At 57.5% G+C, this 14358-nt stretch carries 15 protein-coding genes; 11 read left to right on the forward strand and 4 right to left on the reverse strand.

Features of this window, described 5'->3' with window-relative positions:
* Positions 1-89 precede the first annotated feature (89 nt).
* From KORLAC_RS00150 to KORLAC_RS00170, 5 genes are all read left to right on the forward strand, one after another.
* The gene (locus tag KORLAC_RS00150; protein ID WP_068301474.1) at positions 90-1280 is read left to right on the forward strand and encodes an aminotransferase class I/II-fold pyridoxal phosphate-dependent enzyme; all 1191 of its coding nucleotides are present in this window, start codon (positions 90-92) and stop codon (positions 1278-1280) included.
* Between the two features lies 1 nt (position 1281).
* Positions 1282-1968, forward strand: a complete 687-nt coding sequence (bioD, locus tag KORLAC_RS00155; RefSeq protein WP_068300963.1) for a dethiobiotin synthase — start codon at positions 1282-1284, stop codon at positions 1966-1968.
* A gap of 213 nt (positions 1969-2181) precedes the next feature.
* On the forward strand, positions 2182-2406 hold the full coding sequence (locus KORLAC_RS00160) for a hypothetical protein (protein ID WP_068300965.1): 225 nt from the start codon (positions 2182-2184) through the stop codon (positions 2404-2406).
* Between the two features lie 273 nt (positions 2407-2679).
* The gene (locus tag KORLAC_RS00165; RefSeq protein WP_068300976.1) at positions 2680-3462 is read left to right on the forward strand and encodes a helix-turn-helix transcriptional regulator; all 783 of its coding nucleotides are present in this window, start codon (positions 2680-2682) and stop codon (positions 3460-3462) included.
* 146 nt (positions 3463-3608) lie between these two features.
* Positions 3609-3866, forward strand: a complete 258-nt coding sequence (locus KORLAC_RS00170) for a sulfurtransferase TusA family protein (RefSeq protein WP_068300979.1) — start codon at positions 3609-3611, stop codon at positions 3864-3866.
* Here the strand turns inward: KORLAC_RS00170 and KORLAC_RS00175 are convergent.
* The 4 genes from KORLAC_RS00175 to KORLAC_RS00190 form a co-directional block, all read right to left on the reverse strand.
* Positions 3838-4443: a hypothetical protein gene (locus KORLAC_RS00175; protein ID WP_068300982.1), complete on the reverse strand. Its 606-nt coding sequence runs from the start codon at positions 4441-4443 to the stop codon at positions 3838-3840. The genes KORLAC_RS00170 and KORLAC_RS00175 overlap by 29 nt on opposite strands.
* 14 nt (positions 4444-4457) lie before the next feature.
* A complete protein-coding gene (locus KORLAC_RS00180; RefSeq protein WP_068300985.1) occupies positions 4458-5213 on the reverse strand; it encodes a TIGR02186 family protein in 756 nt (251 codons plus the stop codon).
* On the reverse strand, positions 5213-6154 hold the full coding sequence (locus KORLAC_RS00185) for a sulfite exporter TauE/SafE family protein (RefSeq protein WP_068300988.1): 942 nt from the start codon (positions 6152-6154) through the stop codon (positions 5213-5215). The genes KORLAC_RS00180 and KORLAC_RS00185 overlap by 1 nt, the downstream gene beginning before the upstream one ends.
* 98 nt (positions 6155-6252) lie before the next feature.
* Positions 6253-6618 carry an Mpo1-like protein gene (locus KORLAC_RS00190; RefSeq protein ID WP_068300991.1) on the reverse strand — a complete coding sequence of 122 codons (366 nt, stop codon included), beginning with the start codon at positions 6616-6618 and terminating at the stop codon, positions 6253-6255.
* Between the two features lie 218 nt (positions 6619-6836).
* Between KORLAC_RS00190 and KORLAC_RS00195 the strand changes: the two genes are divergently transcribed.
* The 6 genes from KORLAC_RS00195 (at position 6837) to KORLAC_RS00220 (ending at position 14356) form a co-directional block, all read left to right on the forward strand.
* On the forward strand, positions 6837-7280 hold the full coding sequence (locus KORLAC_RS00195; protein WP_068300995.1) for a MerR family transcriptional regulator: 444 nt from the start codon (positions 6837-6839) through the stop codon (positions 7278-7280).
* 49 nt (positions 7281-7329) lie between these two features.
* Positions 7330-9123, forward strand: coding sequence for an acyl-CoA dehydrogenase C-terminal domain-containing protein (locus tag KORLAC_RS00200; RefSeq protein ID WP_068301001.1), 1794 nt, complete (start codon positions 7330-7332; stop codon positions 9121-9123).
* A gap of 30 nt (positions 9124-9153) precedes the next feature.
* Positions 9154-10359 carry an acetyl-CoA C-acetyltransferase gene (locus tag KORLAC_RS00205; protein WP_068301006.1) on the forward strand — a complete coding sequence of 402 codons (1206 nt, stop codon included), beginning with the start codon at positions 9154-9156 and terminating at the stop codon, positions 10357-10359.
* 23 nt (positions 10360-10382) lie between these two features.
* Complete coding sequence (locus tag KORLAC_RS00210; protein ID WP_068301009.1) at positions 10383-12599, forward strand: 3-hydroxyacyl-CoA dehydrogenase NAD-binding domain-containing protein; 2217 nt, start codon at positions 10383-10385, stop codon at positions 12597-12599.
* A gap of 92 nt (positions 12600-12691) precedes the next feature.
* Positions 12692-13630 carry a hypothetical protein gene (locus tag KORLAC_RS00215; protein ID WP_068301012.1) on the forward strand — a complete coding sequence of 313 codons (939 nt, stop codon included), beginning with the start codon at positions 12692-12694 and terminating at the stop codon, positions 13628-13630.
* Positions 13631-13735: 105 nt separating this feature from the next.
* Positions 13736-14356, forward strand: a complete 621-nt coding sequence (locus KORLAC_RS00220) for a carboxymuconolactone decarboxylase family protein (RefSeq protein WP_068301017.1) — start codon at positions 13736-13738, stop codon at positions 14354-14356.
* Positions 14357-14358 lie beyond the last annotated feature (2 nt).

The following is a 14358-nucleotide window of genomic DNA, read 5'->3' on the forward strand; positions in this document are numbered from 1 at the left end:
ATAGGCCGCGAAGTCAAGGAAAAAGGCCCATTGACTGGACGCCGGACAGTGCTTAAGTCACCCCCATGCAACAGAATGTGAAAGCCGCCATGTCCAGCCCAGACAGTCAATCAGTCAACCCTTCCGACAGCCTGTCAGATTTCGCCTTCGGCAAGCTGGCAGCCCTCGAGGCCAGGAACCAGCGCCGCACGCTGGTGGACACGGCCCGGTCTGCCGCCATGGCGCTGTCGGTGAACGGCGGCGCCCCACTCATCAGCTTCACAGACAATGACTATCTGGGCCTGTCGACCCACCCGGACGTGGTGCTGGCTGCCAAGGCGGCGGCAGACGAATATGGCGCAGGATCAGGCGCCAGCCGGCTGGTAACCGGCAACCACCCCTTGTACCGGACGCTCGAAGAGAAGATTGCTTCCATCAAAGGCACGGAAGATGCGGCGGTGTTCGGCTCAGGCTATCTGGCGAATGTTGGCATTATCCCGACGCTTGTGGGCAAGGACGACCTGATCATCGCGGATGAGCTGGTGCACACCTGCATCCATGCGGGCATGCAACTGTCACGCGCCACGGTGAAATTCTTCCGCCATAATGATGTCGCCCACGCTGCGGAGCTTCTGGCCAAGCACCGCGCCGCCCATAGCCGCTGCCTGATGGTGGTGGACGGGGTCTATTCCATGGACGGTGATATCGCCCCCCTCAAGGATCTCGGCCTGCTGGCCAGAGACCATGATGCCTGGCTGATGAACGACGACGCCCATGCGCTGGGGACCATTGGTGGGGGACGCGGGTCCATGTACGCCACGGGGGCGGAAGGCCTTGTCCCACTGCAGATGGGCACACTCTCGAAGGCTGTCGGGTCCTATGGCGGCTATCTGGCAGCATCAAAGCCGGTGATCGACCTGATCAAGACCCGCGCGCGGTCTTTCATCTATACCACCGGCCTGCCACCCGCCGCTGTTGGCGCGAGCCTGAAGGCGCTTGAGCTGATCGAAACCGACGCTGCCATGGTGGCGCGCCCGGTCAAGCTCGCGCAGGTATTTGCCGAAGTGCTGGGCCTACCCAGACCCGAGACACCCATCGTACCACTTGTGATCGGCACGGAAACCGACGCCCTGGACGCGTCAGAACAGCTGACCAGGGAAGGCTTCAAAGTCATCGCTTTCCGCCCGCCCACCGTGCCTGAAGGCACCTCCCGCCTGCGCTTCAGCTTTTCCGCAAGCCACCGGGATGCAGATGTCGCGCGGCTGATTGAGGTATGCCAAAAGCTGGGTTTGGGGGGCTGATATGGCAGGGCTTTTCATCACTGCAACCGGTACGGAAATCGGCAAAACGCTGGTGACCGCCGCGCTGTGCCATCAAGCGCGTGAGGCAGACAGACCGCTTCAAGCACTCAAGCCCATCATCAGCGGCCTGGACGTTGACACCATGGCCGACAGCGACACCGCCGTGATCGCACAGGCCCTTGGCTTGCCCATCAATGACACGACTTTTGACCAGATCTCCCCTTTCCGCTTCAAGGCGCCGCTGGCCCCCACCATGGCGGCCAAGGCCGAGGGCCGAACGCTGGATTATGATGCTGTCATACAGGTCTGCCGGGGGGCACTTGAAAGTGATAACTTTACCCTGATCGAAGGGGTTGGTGGGTCTTTCGTACCCCTTGCTGATGGCCGGCTTGTAGTTGACTGGATTACCGACCTGGGACTGGAGAGCATCCTGGTTGCAGGCAGCTATCTGGGCACCATCTCCCATACCATCAGTACGCTGGAGGCCATGCAGGCGCGCGGCCTGAAGGTACGGGCGATTGTGGTCAGTGAAAGCGCGCCCGGCACGCTTTACGCCAACCCGGACCTGGCTGAAACAGCGAATGAAATAGAGCGCCTGACCGGCCTGCCGGTGGCCACCATCCCGCGCATCCAGGCAGCACACCCCTGGCGCCATGTGCCGCCGCTCCTGCACCTGCTAGACGCCTGAATTCCTCAAGATCACTGCTCCAATTTGGCACGGCAAGCCTTGCCAAGGGGCGGCAGCTTTCACCCGGCAGCTTTGTCCGCTCACACGCAAAACGGGTGACACAATAAGGGTGCTTTTCGCCCAACCCCTTGAAAACCCTAAAGGCCAAAAGTTGGCACGCCTGTTGCTGATAAAGAGGGCAAGTTTAAAACGCCGCTTCTAGGAGGTCTTCAGATGCAACAGTCCCTGCCATTCGATCCAAACTATTATTTTGGTCTCGTTGCCGAGAACCTTCTGAAGAACTTGGGCCCCAAGGCGCTGGACTATGCAGATGAGGCTCTATCGAAGATGAAGGCGATTGGCGACGAAGAGGGGTTCGATCTTTGGCTATCGATCCATGAGCATCTGACCACCATCGCAGCAGACTCGTTTAAAACACGCCGGACCATCGTCCACTAAGTACAGTTTCAGTTTCGAGTTTGCGGACGGAACAACTCTCAGCACCCGGCACCCAACCGTTCCGTCCGTTTTACCGGGAACACCCAACCCGGTAAAAGCCCGCCCTCACCCAGGGCGGGCTTTATTTATGTGTGCGCCCGGACCCCCCGAAAAATACGCAATCGGAGGGCGACAAAAACATTTCAAATGTCTATATTTCCTTGAAATAGCGGCTGTTCTGCTCATTCTTACAAAAAAAGATAATCATACCGATCACCAAACGGAGACTCTTTTGTGGAAAGTGTCAGCACTCTAATCGGCCAGCTGGAGGCGGTCGATACCAGCCACGATGTGTGGCAACTGTTCCTGGATTTTGTCAGCGACCGCGGTTTCAAGTGCGCCACCTATGGCTATAGCTATGCGCCAATCAATTCGCGGGTGGAGACCGACAATGGCAAGGACACGCACGTGCGGGTTTCCCTTGCTGGTCGCACCTGGATCACCAGCATGCCTAAAGAAGGCGTAGAAGAATATCTGAGTCGGAAGTATGAGAAGGTGGACCCGATGATCCACCAGATCGAGAAGCGGTCCATGCAGCCGCTGTATATGGCACGGGAGCTTCTGGACCCGCGCGACCCCAACTTCGAAGGCTTCGATTTCCTGCTCCAAAGAGCCGAGCACTATGGCATCTTTTCCGCCGTAGGCTTCCCGCTCAGGCATCCGTTCGGGCGCGGTCACGGTGAAGTAACGCTGCACTGCGAGCATCCGTTCGATAAACTGAAGAACATCATGAAAATGCATGGCGACGAAGTGCACCTGGCCAGTCTCTATATGCACACATTCTATCAGCCGCTTGAGCGTACCGAACGTGCCGCCAGCGTGGGCATCAAGGGCCGACCGCTTGAGGTGCTGCAGCAGCTGAATGCGGGGCTCACGAACGGCCAGATTGCTGACCGCCTAGGCGTCAGCGCGCCGACGGTATCGTTCCATATCAAGGAACTGAAAGACGCGCTTGAAGTGACAAGCACCCGTGAAATCCTGCCAAGCGCCCTCCGCCTGGGCATCCTCGAGGACTAACCCCCGCCTTGCCAAGCACTTGCATGCCTTCTATATAGCGCCGCTGTTAACGCGCTATATAGAAATAGCGCGTAAACTTGGCACTTAAGGCAACGCGCGGTCCCGCCGCGACGGTACAGTCACCCATTGGGTTAGGGTTATGAAAAATGGATGATACCGACGAACGGTTCGCAGCCCATCTGGATGTTACGGGCATGCTGTGTCCCATGCCGGTCCTCAGGACCCGACGCAAACTGGATGATCTGTCGCCCGGCGACATGCTGCTGGTTGAGGCCAGCGATCCGGCCGTGGTGCAGGACATGCCAGCCTTTTGCTCAATGGCTGGTCACACGCTGGTCATGGCCCGCGTGGAGGGCGACAAATATCTATTTGAGATCAGGAAGGGCGACGCCGACGACGCCTGAAGCGCGGCTTTGGCTCTTGCGGCCGTTCTTCCGCCTGCTCGTCTGGAAAGAGCAATTCCGGATTTTTCTTGAGCATCTGCCGAAGTTCCGCCGTGGCATCCCACGCATCATAAATGGCGTCAAAGAGAACATCCGGATTTGCCTTCACGGCACCATAGGGCAGCAGCACCGGCAACTGATAAATATCTGCGTTTTCCGGCTCCTTAAATCGAAATGTGTCCCAATCCACCTGCAGATAGTCGATCCGGATGCCTTCAGGGTTGCGGCGCACCGCATCGATATTAACCCAGGGTATGGAATGACCTTCCAGCCGTAAAGCATCAGGAGTGATTTCCACCACCGGGTCTGCAATAAAATAGTCCTGCACCACAACGAAAAGCGGCCCCACCCCCAAAGTAAGGGTTAAGGTGAAAAACCCCGCAAATATGGGATATTCATAGTCAATATCGAACACATAGGGGTGGATGGCCACGCTGAAAAGAAAGAGCGTCCAGAGGGCCGTGATGACGATTATCCGGATTTCTCTTTTGCGGTATCCCCTGAACACCTGAGTGCCAGTGGTGGCAGCCTCCCCCATCGGCCTATACCTTTCTATTTGCGGCCCAAGACACCCGCGAGCCAGCCGGCCCCCAAAGCCACAAACACAGCCACAATGCCATACCAGAACGGGTAGCCATGAGCGAAGTTGTAGGCTGCACGTTCAAAGCCTTCTTTGTCCACAGTCAGCGCAATGCGGTTTCGCGAGCGCATGCTGCCGTGCTGGAAGATGAAGGTCTCCACGATAAATTCCCCAACCGGCACATTCGCGGGCAAATGCACGTTGGTGCGGAACAGGCCCTGGCCAATGATGGCCACTTCATCGCGTTCCTGCCGGTACAGGCCCTCGTTGCTTCTGAGACGGAAAAGCGCATCGCGGAACTCAGGGTCGGGCATGGCGAGGCCCGCACCTGTTTCCGCCACCAGCGGCAGGTTATGGAAGCCGATCCCATAGGATGCGAAAGCGACCGGGTTGGCAATTTCCTTCAGGGGGCGCGTGGCTGCAACCGCATAATAACCAGGTGCGGACGGAAAGCGTAGATTGTCCTGATTGACCCAGATGGCCCCGACCTTGGCCTTCTTGCGCACAACGGCTGCAGATTCAGGCCCGCGCACCACAATCACCACATCATAGTCATCCTGGCGCACATCGATGTTGGTGGAACCAACAGCGCCAAAAAGGATCAATTCTGCGCCGGAAAAGCTATAGCGAATTTCGATCCGCTTGTTTGAAAGGTCAGTCACCAGCCCGTTCACCGGCACGGCGAGACCCAGTAACAGGCCGCAGAAAATGGCAAGGCGAGCAATCATCAATTATGCTCCCCCATCACGTCCATGTCGGTCACGGAATACAGCTCAGGCGGTTCGACCATCAGCGCCACAGCCATCTTCGCGCACACCAGCAGTACCATCAGGGCAAGCAGGGCCCTCAATTGTTCCGCCTTGAGCTTCATGCCGATCCGGACGCCAAACTGGGCGCCAATCACCGCGCCGGGCAGCAGCAGGATGGCCAGGAAAATATCAACCGTCTGCGTATTCACCGAATGGAAAACAGTGGTCAGCGCCGTGACAAAGATAATTTGCAGCAGCGAAGTGCCAATCACCACGTTGGTGGGCATGTTGAGGAGATAGATCATCGCCGGCACCATCACGAAGCCGCCGCCGACACCCATGATGGCGGACAAGACACCAACGAAAAAGCCGATCACCAGCGGCAACAGCACGGAGATATAAAGCCGCGATTTGCGGAAACGCATCTTGAACGGCAGGGCATGGATCCACGCCTTGTGGCGCTCTTCGCGCGGTTTTCTTGGCGGCACGATACCCCGCCGCTGGCGAATAATAGCGCGCATGCTCTCCCAGAACATCAGGCCACCAATGAGCCCCAGGAACACCACATAAGCCAGGGAGATCATCAGATCCACCTGCCCCTGCGCGCGCAGAATCGTAAAGATTTCAGCGCCGATAAAGGCACCAACCCCACCACCTGCGATCAGCACGCCCCCCATTTTGAAATCGACGCCCTGTCGCCTCCAGTGCGCAATCACGCCCGACACACTGGCGGCGGTAATCTGGTTCGACTGGGTTGCCACAGCAACCGCGGGCGGCACACCGGCGAATATAAGAAGCGGAGTCATCAGGAAGCCGCCACCGACGCCGAAAATGCCAGACAGCAAACCCACAAGCGCACCCATGCCCATGACCAAAAAGATGTTCATCGACAATTCTGCTATGGGTAGATACAGAGGCATGCTGCTTCGGTTTCCAAAATGGACAGCGGACGAGTTAACTCAAAGACCTACCGAAACTAATTGTAAAATGCAAACAAAGGCCTAATGGCGGCGAACCATTATGCGCCTTTTACGCCTTTACTGTTGCGGCGGCCATATTGAGCAAGCGCATCTTCAAGGGCAGGCCCCAGCCGTCCGGTGATCCAGAGGCTGTACATCTTATAGTCGCCAATCAGCGACCACTTCCAATAGTCAAACGTCGCAGGCTTGTTTTTCTCGAACACGAAATGGCCAACCCAGGCGAAGCTGTAACCACACAGCGGCACCACCAGAAGCAGCCACCAGTTCTGGCTGTAGATGGCATAAACCATGACCAGTGTCGCCAGCGTCGTGCCCATATAGTGCAGCGCCCGACAGACCGGGTCAGCATGCTCCGCCAGATAATAAGGGAAAAACTCCCGGAAACTCTCAAATTTTGGTGCCATGATCACTCCCCTTTGCTGGCAATTGCCTTACACCGCCCCCCTTTAGACGCCGAGTCGCAGTGGATTCCACCAATTAGCTAAGCCATTTTGGCCAAAATCAAACTCATGCGTCCAGAAAATATAAAGGATTTCCAAGAGTCTAGCAATTGTGATTGGATCGCGGTTGACGTTAACGTAAACGTCAACTATCTAATGAACCACATTAGAGGGAACCTTTCATGCCTGCAGACAAGCCAATATCCTACTCTATCAAAGAGCTGGCCTGCGACTTCGGCGTGACGCCAAGAACGCTTCGTCACTATGAGGACCAGGGCCTGATTTCGCCCGAGCGCCAGGGCCAGAACCGAATCTATAGCCAGGAAGACCGCGTGCGTCTGGCCTGGATCCTGCGCGGCAAACGCGTGGGCTTTTCACTGTCCGAGATCGGCGAGATGCTCGATCTCTATAATGTCGGCGACGGTCGTGAGACCCAGCGCGCCGTCACTGTTGACCGCTGCCGGGAACGGATCAGGGCCCTTGAAGCCCAGCGGGACGACATCAATGCCACTATCGAAGAACTGCAAGAATTCTGCGAGCTGATCGCCAACCTGATCCGCGACAAGGATCGGGGCTTGTGGGTGCGCCGGGATACCGGCCAGCCGCTTGGCAAATATCAGCCGTAACGACCATTCGATAAATTCCTAGAACAACCAACATAGTTGAGGACCAAAAATGCCAATCTATCGCGCCCCAGTGAAAGACCAGCTCTTTATCCTGAATGAAGTGCTGAATATCGGCAAATATTCCAACCTGCCAGGCTATGCGGAAGCGACCCCGGATCTTGTCAGCGCCATCCTTGAGGAAGGCGCCAAGTTCTGTGAGAACGAGCTTCAGCCCATCAACTACTCTGGCGACCGCGAAGGCTGTACGCGTCATGAAGACGGCACGGTAACCACGCCCAAGGGCTATAAGGAAGCCTACCAGAAGTTTGTCGAGAACGGCTGGTCCAGCCTGACGTCCGACCCCGAGTATGGCGGCCAGGGCCTGCCGCACGTGCTGGGCTTCTGTTTTGAAGAAATGATGATTTCCTCGAACCACGCTTTCGCCATGTACCCGGGCCTCAGTGCTGGCGCCATGGCGGCGATCACAATCGACGGCACGGACGAGCAGAAACAAACCTACCTGCCGAAAATGGTTGCGGGCGAATGGACAGGCACCATGAACCTGACGGAGCCACACTGTGGTACCGACCTTGGCATGCTGCGCACCAAAGCTGAGCCGAATGAGGATGGCTCCTACGCCATTTCCGGCACCAAGATTTTCATCTCCGCGGGCGATCATGACCTGGCGGAAAACATCATCCACCTGGTGCTCGCGCGCCTGCCGGATGCACCGAAGGGCGTGAAGGGTATCTCCCTCTTTATCGTGCCGAAATACAAGCTGGACGCTGACGGAAACCCGGGCGAGTTCAACAATGTGAATGTAGCCTCCATCGAAGAAAAGATGGGCATCCACGGCAACTCCACTTGTGTCCTGAACTATGAGGGCTCTGAAGGCTATCTGATTGGCGAGCCACACAAGGGCCTCAAGTCCATGTTCATCATGATGAACGCAGCCCGCATCGGCGTGGGCATGCAAGGCCTTGGCAACTCTGAAGTTGCTTACCAGAACGCTGTTGAATATGCCCGTGACCGCATCCAGGGCCGCTCGCTGACCGGGCCGAAGAACCCGGACGGCGCCGCCGACCCGATCATCGTGCATCCGGACGTACGCCGCATGCTGATGAACGCCAAGGCCTTCAACGAAGCATCCCGTGCCGCAAGCCTGTGGTGTGGCCTCCTGGTTGATCTGGCGCACAAGGCAGAAACCGAAGAAGAGCGCCAGTGGGCGGACGATATGGTCAGCCTGCTGACGCCGATCATCAAGGGTGTCTTCACCGACCGCGGGTTCGAATATTGCGTATCCAGCCAGCAGATTTTCGGTGGCCACGGCTATATCGCCGAAACCGGCATGGAACAGTTTGTCCGCGACGCGCGCATCTGTCAGATCTATGAAGGCGCCAACGGTATCCAGGCGCTTGACCTGGTGGGCCGCAAGTTGGGCGCCAATGGCGGCCGCGGCGTGCAGGCTTTCTTCAAATATGCGGCTGAAGTTCGCGAAAGCGCCAAAGGCGACGACCGCCTGCGTCCGTTCACCGACGCGCTGGGCCAAGGCCTCAAGGACCTGCAGCAGGCCACCATGTGGCTGATGCAGAACGGCATGGCCAACCCGGACAATGCAGGTGCCGCATCCACGCCTTACATGCACCTGTTTGGCCACGTCCTGTTGGGCCTGATGTGGACCCAGATGGCAAAAGTTTCTACTGACGCGCTGGACGCGGGCACATCTGATCCTACCTTCTATGAGAACAAGCTGGCCACCGGTCGCTACTATATGAAGCGTCGCATGCCAGAGATCAAAGCCTTGCTTGCTGAGCTCGAGACCGGCGCCGAAGACGTCATGGCGCTCGACGCAGCAAACTTCTAAGCACACGGATTCAAGGGGAGTTAATCCAAGATGACCGAAGCCTATATTTATGACGCTGTCCGTACGCCACGAGGCCGTGGCCGCAAGGATGGCAGCCTTCACGAAATCACGCCAATGCAACTGGCGACCCAGGTTCTTGAGGCCGTGCGCGACCGCAACGAACTGGACACGGAAAACGTCGATGACGTGATCCTGGGCTGTGTGGCCCCGGTTGGCGAGCAGGGCGCAGATATCGCCCGTGTTGCCGCCATCAACGCGGGCTACGCCGAAACCACTGCCGGTTTCCAGCTGAACCGCTTCTGTGCTTCCGGCCTTGAGGCCGTGAACGTGGCCGCAGCCAAGGTCATGTCCGGCGAGGCCGACATGGCCATCGGCGGCGGCGTTGAAAGCATGAGCCGTGTGCCCATGGGCAGCGACGGCGGCGCCTGGCCGGCAGACCCGGCCGTGGCCTTCCACAGCTATTTCGTGCCGCAAGGCATTTCCGCAGACCTGATCGCCACCAAATACGGCCACAGCCGCGACGACGTGGACGCCTACGCGGTTGAAAGCCAGAAGCGTGCGAAAGCCGCCTGGGACGACAAGCGCTTCTCGAAATCCATCGTGCCGGTCCGGGACGTTGTTGGCATGAATGTGCTGGACCACGACGAGTTCATGCGCCCCGAGACCACCATGCAAAGCCTTGGCGCGCTGAAACCAAGCTTCGTTCAGATGGGCGAGTTCGGCTTTGATAACGTGGCGCTGCAGAAATACCCTGAGTTTGAGCGCATCAACCACGTGCACCACGCGGGCAACTCGTCCGGCATCGTGGACGGCGCCTCTGCCATCCTCGTTGGTTCCAAGGAAATGGGTGAAAAGCTCGGCCTCAAGGCCCGCGCCCGCATCCGCTCCATGGCGTCCATCGGCTCTGAGCCGACCATCATGCTGACCGGCCCTGAGTTCGCGGCCCAGAAAGCGCTGAAGAAGGCCGGCATGAGCACGTCCGACATTGATGTGTGGGAACTCAATGAAGCCTTCGCATCAGTGGTGCTGCGCTTCATGGAAGCCCTGAACATCGACCACGGCGACATCAACGTGAACGGCGGCGCCATTGCCATGGGCCACCCGCTTGGTGCTACCGGCGCAATGATCCTGGGCACGGTCCTGGATGAGCTGGAGCGTTCCGGCAAATCCACCGCGCTTGCCACGCTGTGTATCGGCGCCGGCATGGGCACCGCAACCATCATCGAACGTGTTTAAGAAGCGCAAGGGGAGTATTGAAAATGACTGAGACCATTCGCTACGAAGTAGACGGCGACGGCATCGCGCTTCTGACGATCGACCTGCCAAACGCCAGCATGAACGTGTTTAACGCCCAGCTGATCGAAGACCTGGACGCCACTGTCGACAAGGTGCTGGCTGACGAAAACGTTAAGGGCGCTGTAATCACCTCCGGCAAGGACGCCTTCCTTGCGGGCGCTGACCTCAACATGCTGGGGTCCCAGGAAGCTGACCAGACGCCTGAGCAGGCGTTTGAAAATGCCTTCCGCCTCAACAAGATTCTCAGGAAAATGGAAACCGGCGACAAGGACCGCAAGGTTCTGATGAAGGAAGGCACCAAGCCTTTCGCCGCAGCCGTGAACGGCCTCGCCCTTGGTGGCGGGTTCGAGTTGGTGCTGGCATGCCACTACCGCGTGATTTCCGACACACCTGCTATGCAGCTTGGCTTCCCTGAAGTGATGGTTGGCCTGCTGCCGGGTGCCGGCGGCACACAGCGCCTGCCCCGCCTGACAGGCATTCAGGCTGCCGCACAAGCCATCACCACCGGCAAGCCATATAATGGCCAGATCGCCCTTGGCCTTGGCATCGTGCAGGAAATGGTACCAGGTGACCAGGTTGTCGCCAAAGCCAAAGAGTGGGTCAAGAAGTCCCCATCAGCGCTTGCGCCTTGGGACAAGAAAGGCTTCAAATATCCGGGCGGCGCGGGCGCAATGAACCCGGCGTCCGTCCAGACCTTCGTGGGCGCAAACGCCATGGCACAGAAGCAAACACAGCATAACTACCCTGCTGTGGAAGCGATCCTGTCGTGCCTCTATGAAGGCGGCATCGTTGACTTTGACACCGCGATCCGGATCGAAAGCAAATATTTCATGAAGCTGCTCTCGGGCCCTGTGGCACCGAACATGATCCGCAGCCTGTTCATCAACAAGCAGGCGGTTGAGAAAGGTTCGCTGCGCCCTGACGGGTTCGAGCGCAAGAAAGTCAAGCGCCTGGGCATGCTGGGCGCCGGCCTGATGGGCGCGGGCGTGGCTTATGTTTCCGCCAAAGTGGGCATGGAAGTGGTGCTACTGGACCGCGAGATGGCCGCTGCCGAAAAAGGCAAAGACTATAGCCGCAAGCTCGTGGAAAAAGGCATCAGCCGCGGCAAGGTGACGAAAGAGAAAGGCGACGCCCTTCTCGAGCGCATCATCCCGACCGACAGCTATGACGACCTGAAGGACTGCGACCTGATCATCGAGGCTGTGTTCGAAGCCGAAGACATCAAGAAGGACGTGACCGAGAAGACCGAAGCGGTTATCGGCAAGGATGTTGTGTTCGCAAGTAACACCTCCACGCTGCCGATCACGGGTCTGGCGAAAAACTTTACCCGCCCGCACCAGTTTATCGGCATTCACTTCTTCTCGCCGGTCGACAAGATGCCGCTGGTGGAGATCATCATGGGTGAAAAGACCGACGACGCAACGCTTGCGCTTGCGCTCGATTATGTAAGCCAGATCAAGAAGACCCCGATTGTCGTGAACGACAGCCGCGGCTTCTACACCAGTCGCTGCTTCGGCACGTACGTGCAGGAAGGCTATGCGATGGTCAAGGAAGGCGTGAACCCTGCCCTTATCGAGAACGCAGGCAAGATGGCCGGCATGCCGGTTGGCCCGCTGGCGGTTGGCGACGAAGTGGCGATCGACCTCAGCTACAAAGTAGGCATGGCGACACGGAAAGCACTGGGCGACGCCTATGTGCCGTCACCAGCCGACGACTTTGTCGAGAAAATGGTTGTGGAGCTGGAGCGCTTCGGCCGCAAGAACGGCAAGGGTTCCTATGTGTATCCTGAAGACGGCAGCCCCAAGCACCTGTGGCCTGGCCTTGCCGAGCATTTCCCGCTCGCTGATGACCAGCCAAGCGTGAATGAAGTGAAATCCCGCCTGATGGTTCGCATGGCCGTTGAATGCGCCCGCTGCTTCGAAGAAGGCGTGCTTCGCGATACGGCCTCGGGCGACATTGGCGCCATCTTCGGCTGGGGCTTCGCACCCTTCACCGGCGGCCCGTTCAGCTTTATCGACACCATGGGTGTTGATGAATTCGTGGCAGAAGCAGACCGTCTGGCACAGGCCTACGGTGCCCGCTTCACACCGCCACAGCTGCTGCGCGACATGGCGGGCAAAGGCGAGACCTTCTACACCAAAGGCGACAGCCGCGGGCGTATCCCGGCCAAAGCTGCTTAAAAATTTCGCCAGTTCTGGCGCTGTACTGAGTAACAAAGGGGCTGCTTCGGCGGCCCCTTTTTGTTAGGGTGCCGCAAACGATGGGGAAAATGATGCGTTTTTTGATTTTATCTTTGATGATAGCGCTTGGCACACATGCCGCAGCTGACCAAACCGAACCTGCTCCCATACAGGGATATACAACTGAAACATTGAGAAATCCGATCTTCGATGCGGCGCATACAGCCGTTAACACCGCACGTTTTTCCAACTGGTTGACCGAAAATATAGAAAAAATCCCACCACAAAAATGGCCTCCATATCGGGAACACCTTTACGAGCTGATCAACTCCCAAATAATCCAAAACTACGATCAGACAGGTTTGGTCATGCCAAAGGATGATGACCTTATACTAATGTCCCTTTTTATGTGGGCTGAAAGGTTGGGGGTATATGGGGGAGCACAAGTTTACAATCGGGTCAGACCGAAAGGCATTGAGGTTTTGCCTGTATCCCTACCCCTTCCGGGAGATTTTCAACTGAAATTGGAGGGTGATTTGTTTCACCTTTCCACGGCTCAACAGGGCTGGAAGGTTTACTACCCCTATTTCTTTATGCTTCACGATATTCGCGCCATTAGGACGACCGAAGGGCATACCGCGGCCATCATCACGCTCTCAACCGGCACAGCTTGGCATACTGACCAAACCGGGAAATCGCAGGCAACAATTATGCTGATTGTGTCGCCCGATGCTGAACCAGCTGCTTTTGAAAGTTATTGGAACAAGCTGTTTGGACTTGAAGGAATTTCTTCAGCCAAACTGGCAACGCGGGCAGACCTAGCAAGCAGACATGTTGCCGATTACAGCTTTGGTCCCAACAAAGACAAAACATTACACCGGGAGTTCACAAGCTGGCGAACTGGCAGAAGGATGTTTGGGGTTATGTATTCTGGTCTTGATGGTACCTATCAATGGAACCATCGCCATTTTGAGGACTTCATCAATGCGATGTCCTTTTCTGCTCCTGGGGTAACACCAAAGGAACAGTAGGTGTTTCTAGGCGCCCAACCTCAACACAGATCCTCCTCTTTCATTTTATTGCATTTGCAACTATCATCCCGCCGGTAAGCATGGGGATGCTCGGGGAGGTAACATATGAGCTGGATCAGGACGGTGCCGTTTGGGGAAGCGGCGGGGAAGTTGCGCGCGATTTATAATCGCGTCAAAGGCCCGGACGACAATGTGGACAATATCCTGATGGCGCACAGCCTCAGGCCACATACGCTTGAAGGCCATATGACGCTCTATAAATATGTGCTGCACCACAGTGCCAACAAACTGCCCAAATGGCTTCTGGAGACCATCGGCACCTACGTCAGCCTCCTCAACGACTGCGCCTACTGCGTAGAGCATCACTTTGCCGGCCTGAGGCGCCTTCTGGCGGACGACACCAAATCCTTCGCCATCAGGCGCGCCATGGAACAGGGTGACCTGGCCCCGACCATCTCAGACGGCCATCTTTCGCCCCGCGATGTGGCCGCGCTGGATTATGCCGCTCTCCTGACCCGCACGCCGTCAGCCGTCAGCGAAAATCATATCGAAGCGCTCCGCGCCGCCGGGTTCGACGACGGCGAGATACTCGAGATCAATCAGGTCACTGCCTATTTCGCCTATGCCAACCGCACAGTTCTCGGCCTTGGTGTCACCACAGACGGCGACGCGCTGGGCCTCAGCCCCGGCGACAATGACGACCCCGACAATTGGGGCCACAACTGAGC

Origin of the sequence: Kordiimonas lacus, from assembly GCF_001550055.1 — a bacterium.
Classification (GTDB): domain Bacteria; phylum Pseudomonadota; class Alphaproteobacteria; order Sphingomonadales; family Kordiimonadaceae; genus Kordiimonas; species Kordiimonas lacus.

Coding starts and splice junctions, on each gene's coding strand:
- KORLAC_RS00220 (WP_068301017.1), top strand. CDS start 13,736: ATGAGCTGGATCAGGACGGTGCCGTTTGGGGAAGCGGCGGGGAAGTTG.
- KORLAC_RS00205 (WP_068301006.1), top strand. CDS start 9,154: ATGACCGAAGCCTATATTTATGACGCTGTCCGTACGCCACGAGGCCGT.
- KORLAC_RS00150 (WP_068301474.1), top strand. CDS start 90: ATGTCCAGCCCAGACAGTCAATCAGTCAACCCTTCCGACAGCCTGTCA.
- KORLAC_RS00190 (WP_068300991.1), bottom strand. CDS start 6,618: ATGGCACCAAAATTTGAGAGTTTCCGGGAGTTTTTCCCTTATTATCTG.
- KORLAC_RS00160 (WP_068300965.1), top strand. CDS start 2,182: ATGCAACAGTCCCTGCCATTCGATCCAAACTATTATTTTGGTCTCGTT.
- KORLAC_RS00195 (WP_068300995.1), top strand. CDS start 6,837: ATGCCTGCAGACAAGCCAATATCCTACTCTATCAAAGAGCTGGCCTGC.
- KORLAC_RS00180 (WP_068300985.1), bottom strand. CDS start 5,213: ATGATTGCTCGCCTTGCCATTTTCTGCGGCCTGTTACTGGGTCTCGCC.
- KORLAC_RS00185 (WP_068300988.1), bottom strand. CDS start 6,154: ATGCCTCTGTATCTACCCATAGCAGAATTGTCGATGAACATCTTTTTG.
- bioD (WP_068300963.1), top strand. CDS start 1,282: ATGGCAGGGCTTTTCATCACTGCAACCGGTACGGAAATCGGCAAAACG.
- KORLAC_RS00175 (WP_068300982.1), bottom strand. CDS start 4,443: ATGGGGGAGGCTGCCACCACTGGCACTCAGGTGTTCAGGGGATACCGC.
- KORLAC_RS00170 (WP_068300979.1), top strand. CDS start 3,609: ATGGATGATACCGACGAACGGTTCGCAGCCCATCTGGATGTTACGGGC.
- KORLAC_RS00200 (WP_068301001.1), top strand. CDS start 7,330: ATGCCAATCTATCGCGCCCCAGTGAAAGACCAGCTCTTTATCCTGAAT.
- KORLAC_RS00215 (WP_068301012.1), top strand. CDS start 12,692: ATGCGTTTTTTGATTTTATCTTTGATGATAGCGCTTGGCACACATGCC.
- KORLAC_RS00210 (WP_068301009.1), top strand. CDS start 10,383: ATGACTGAGACCATTCGCTACGAAGTAGACGGCGACGGCATCGCGCTT.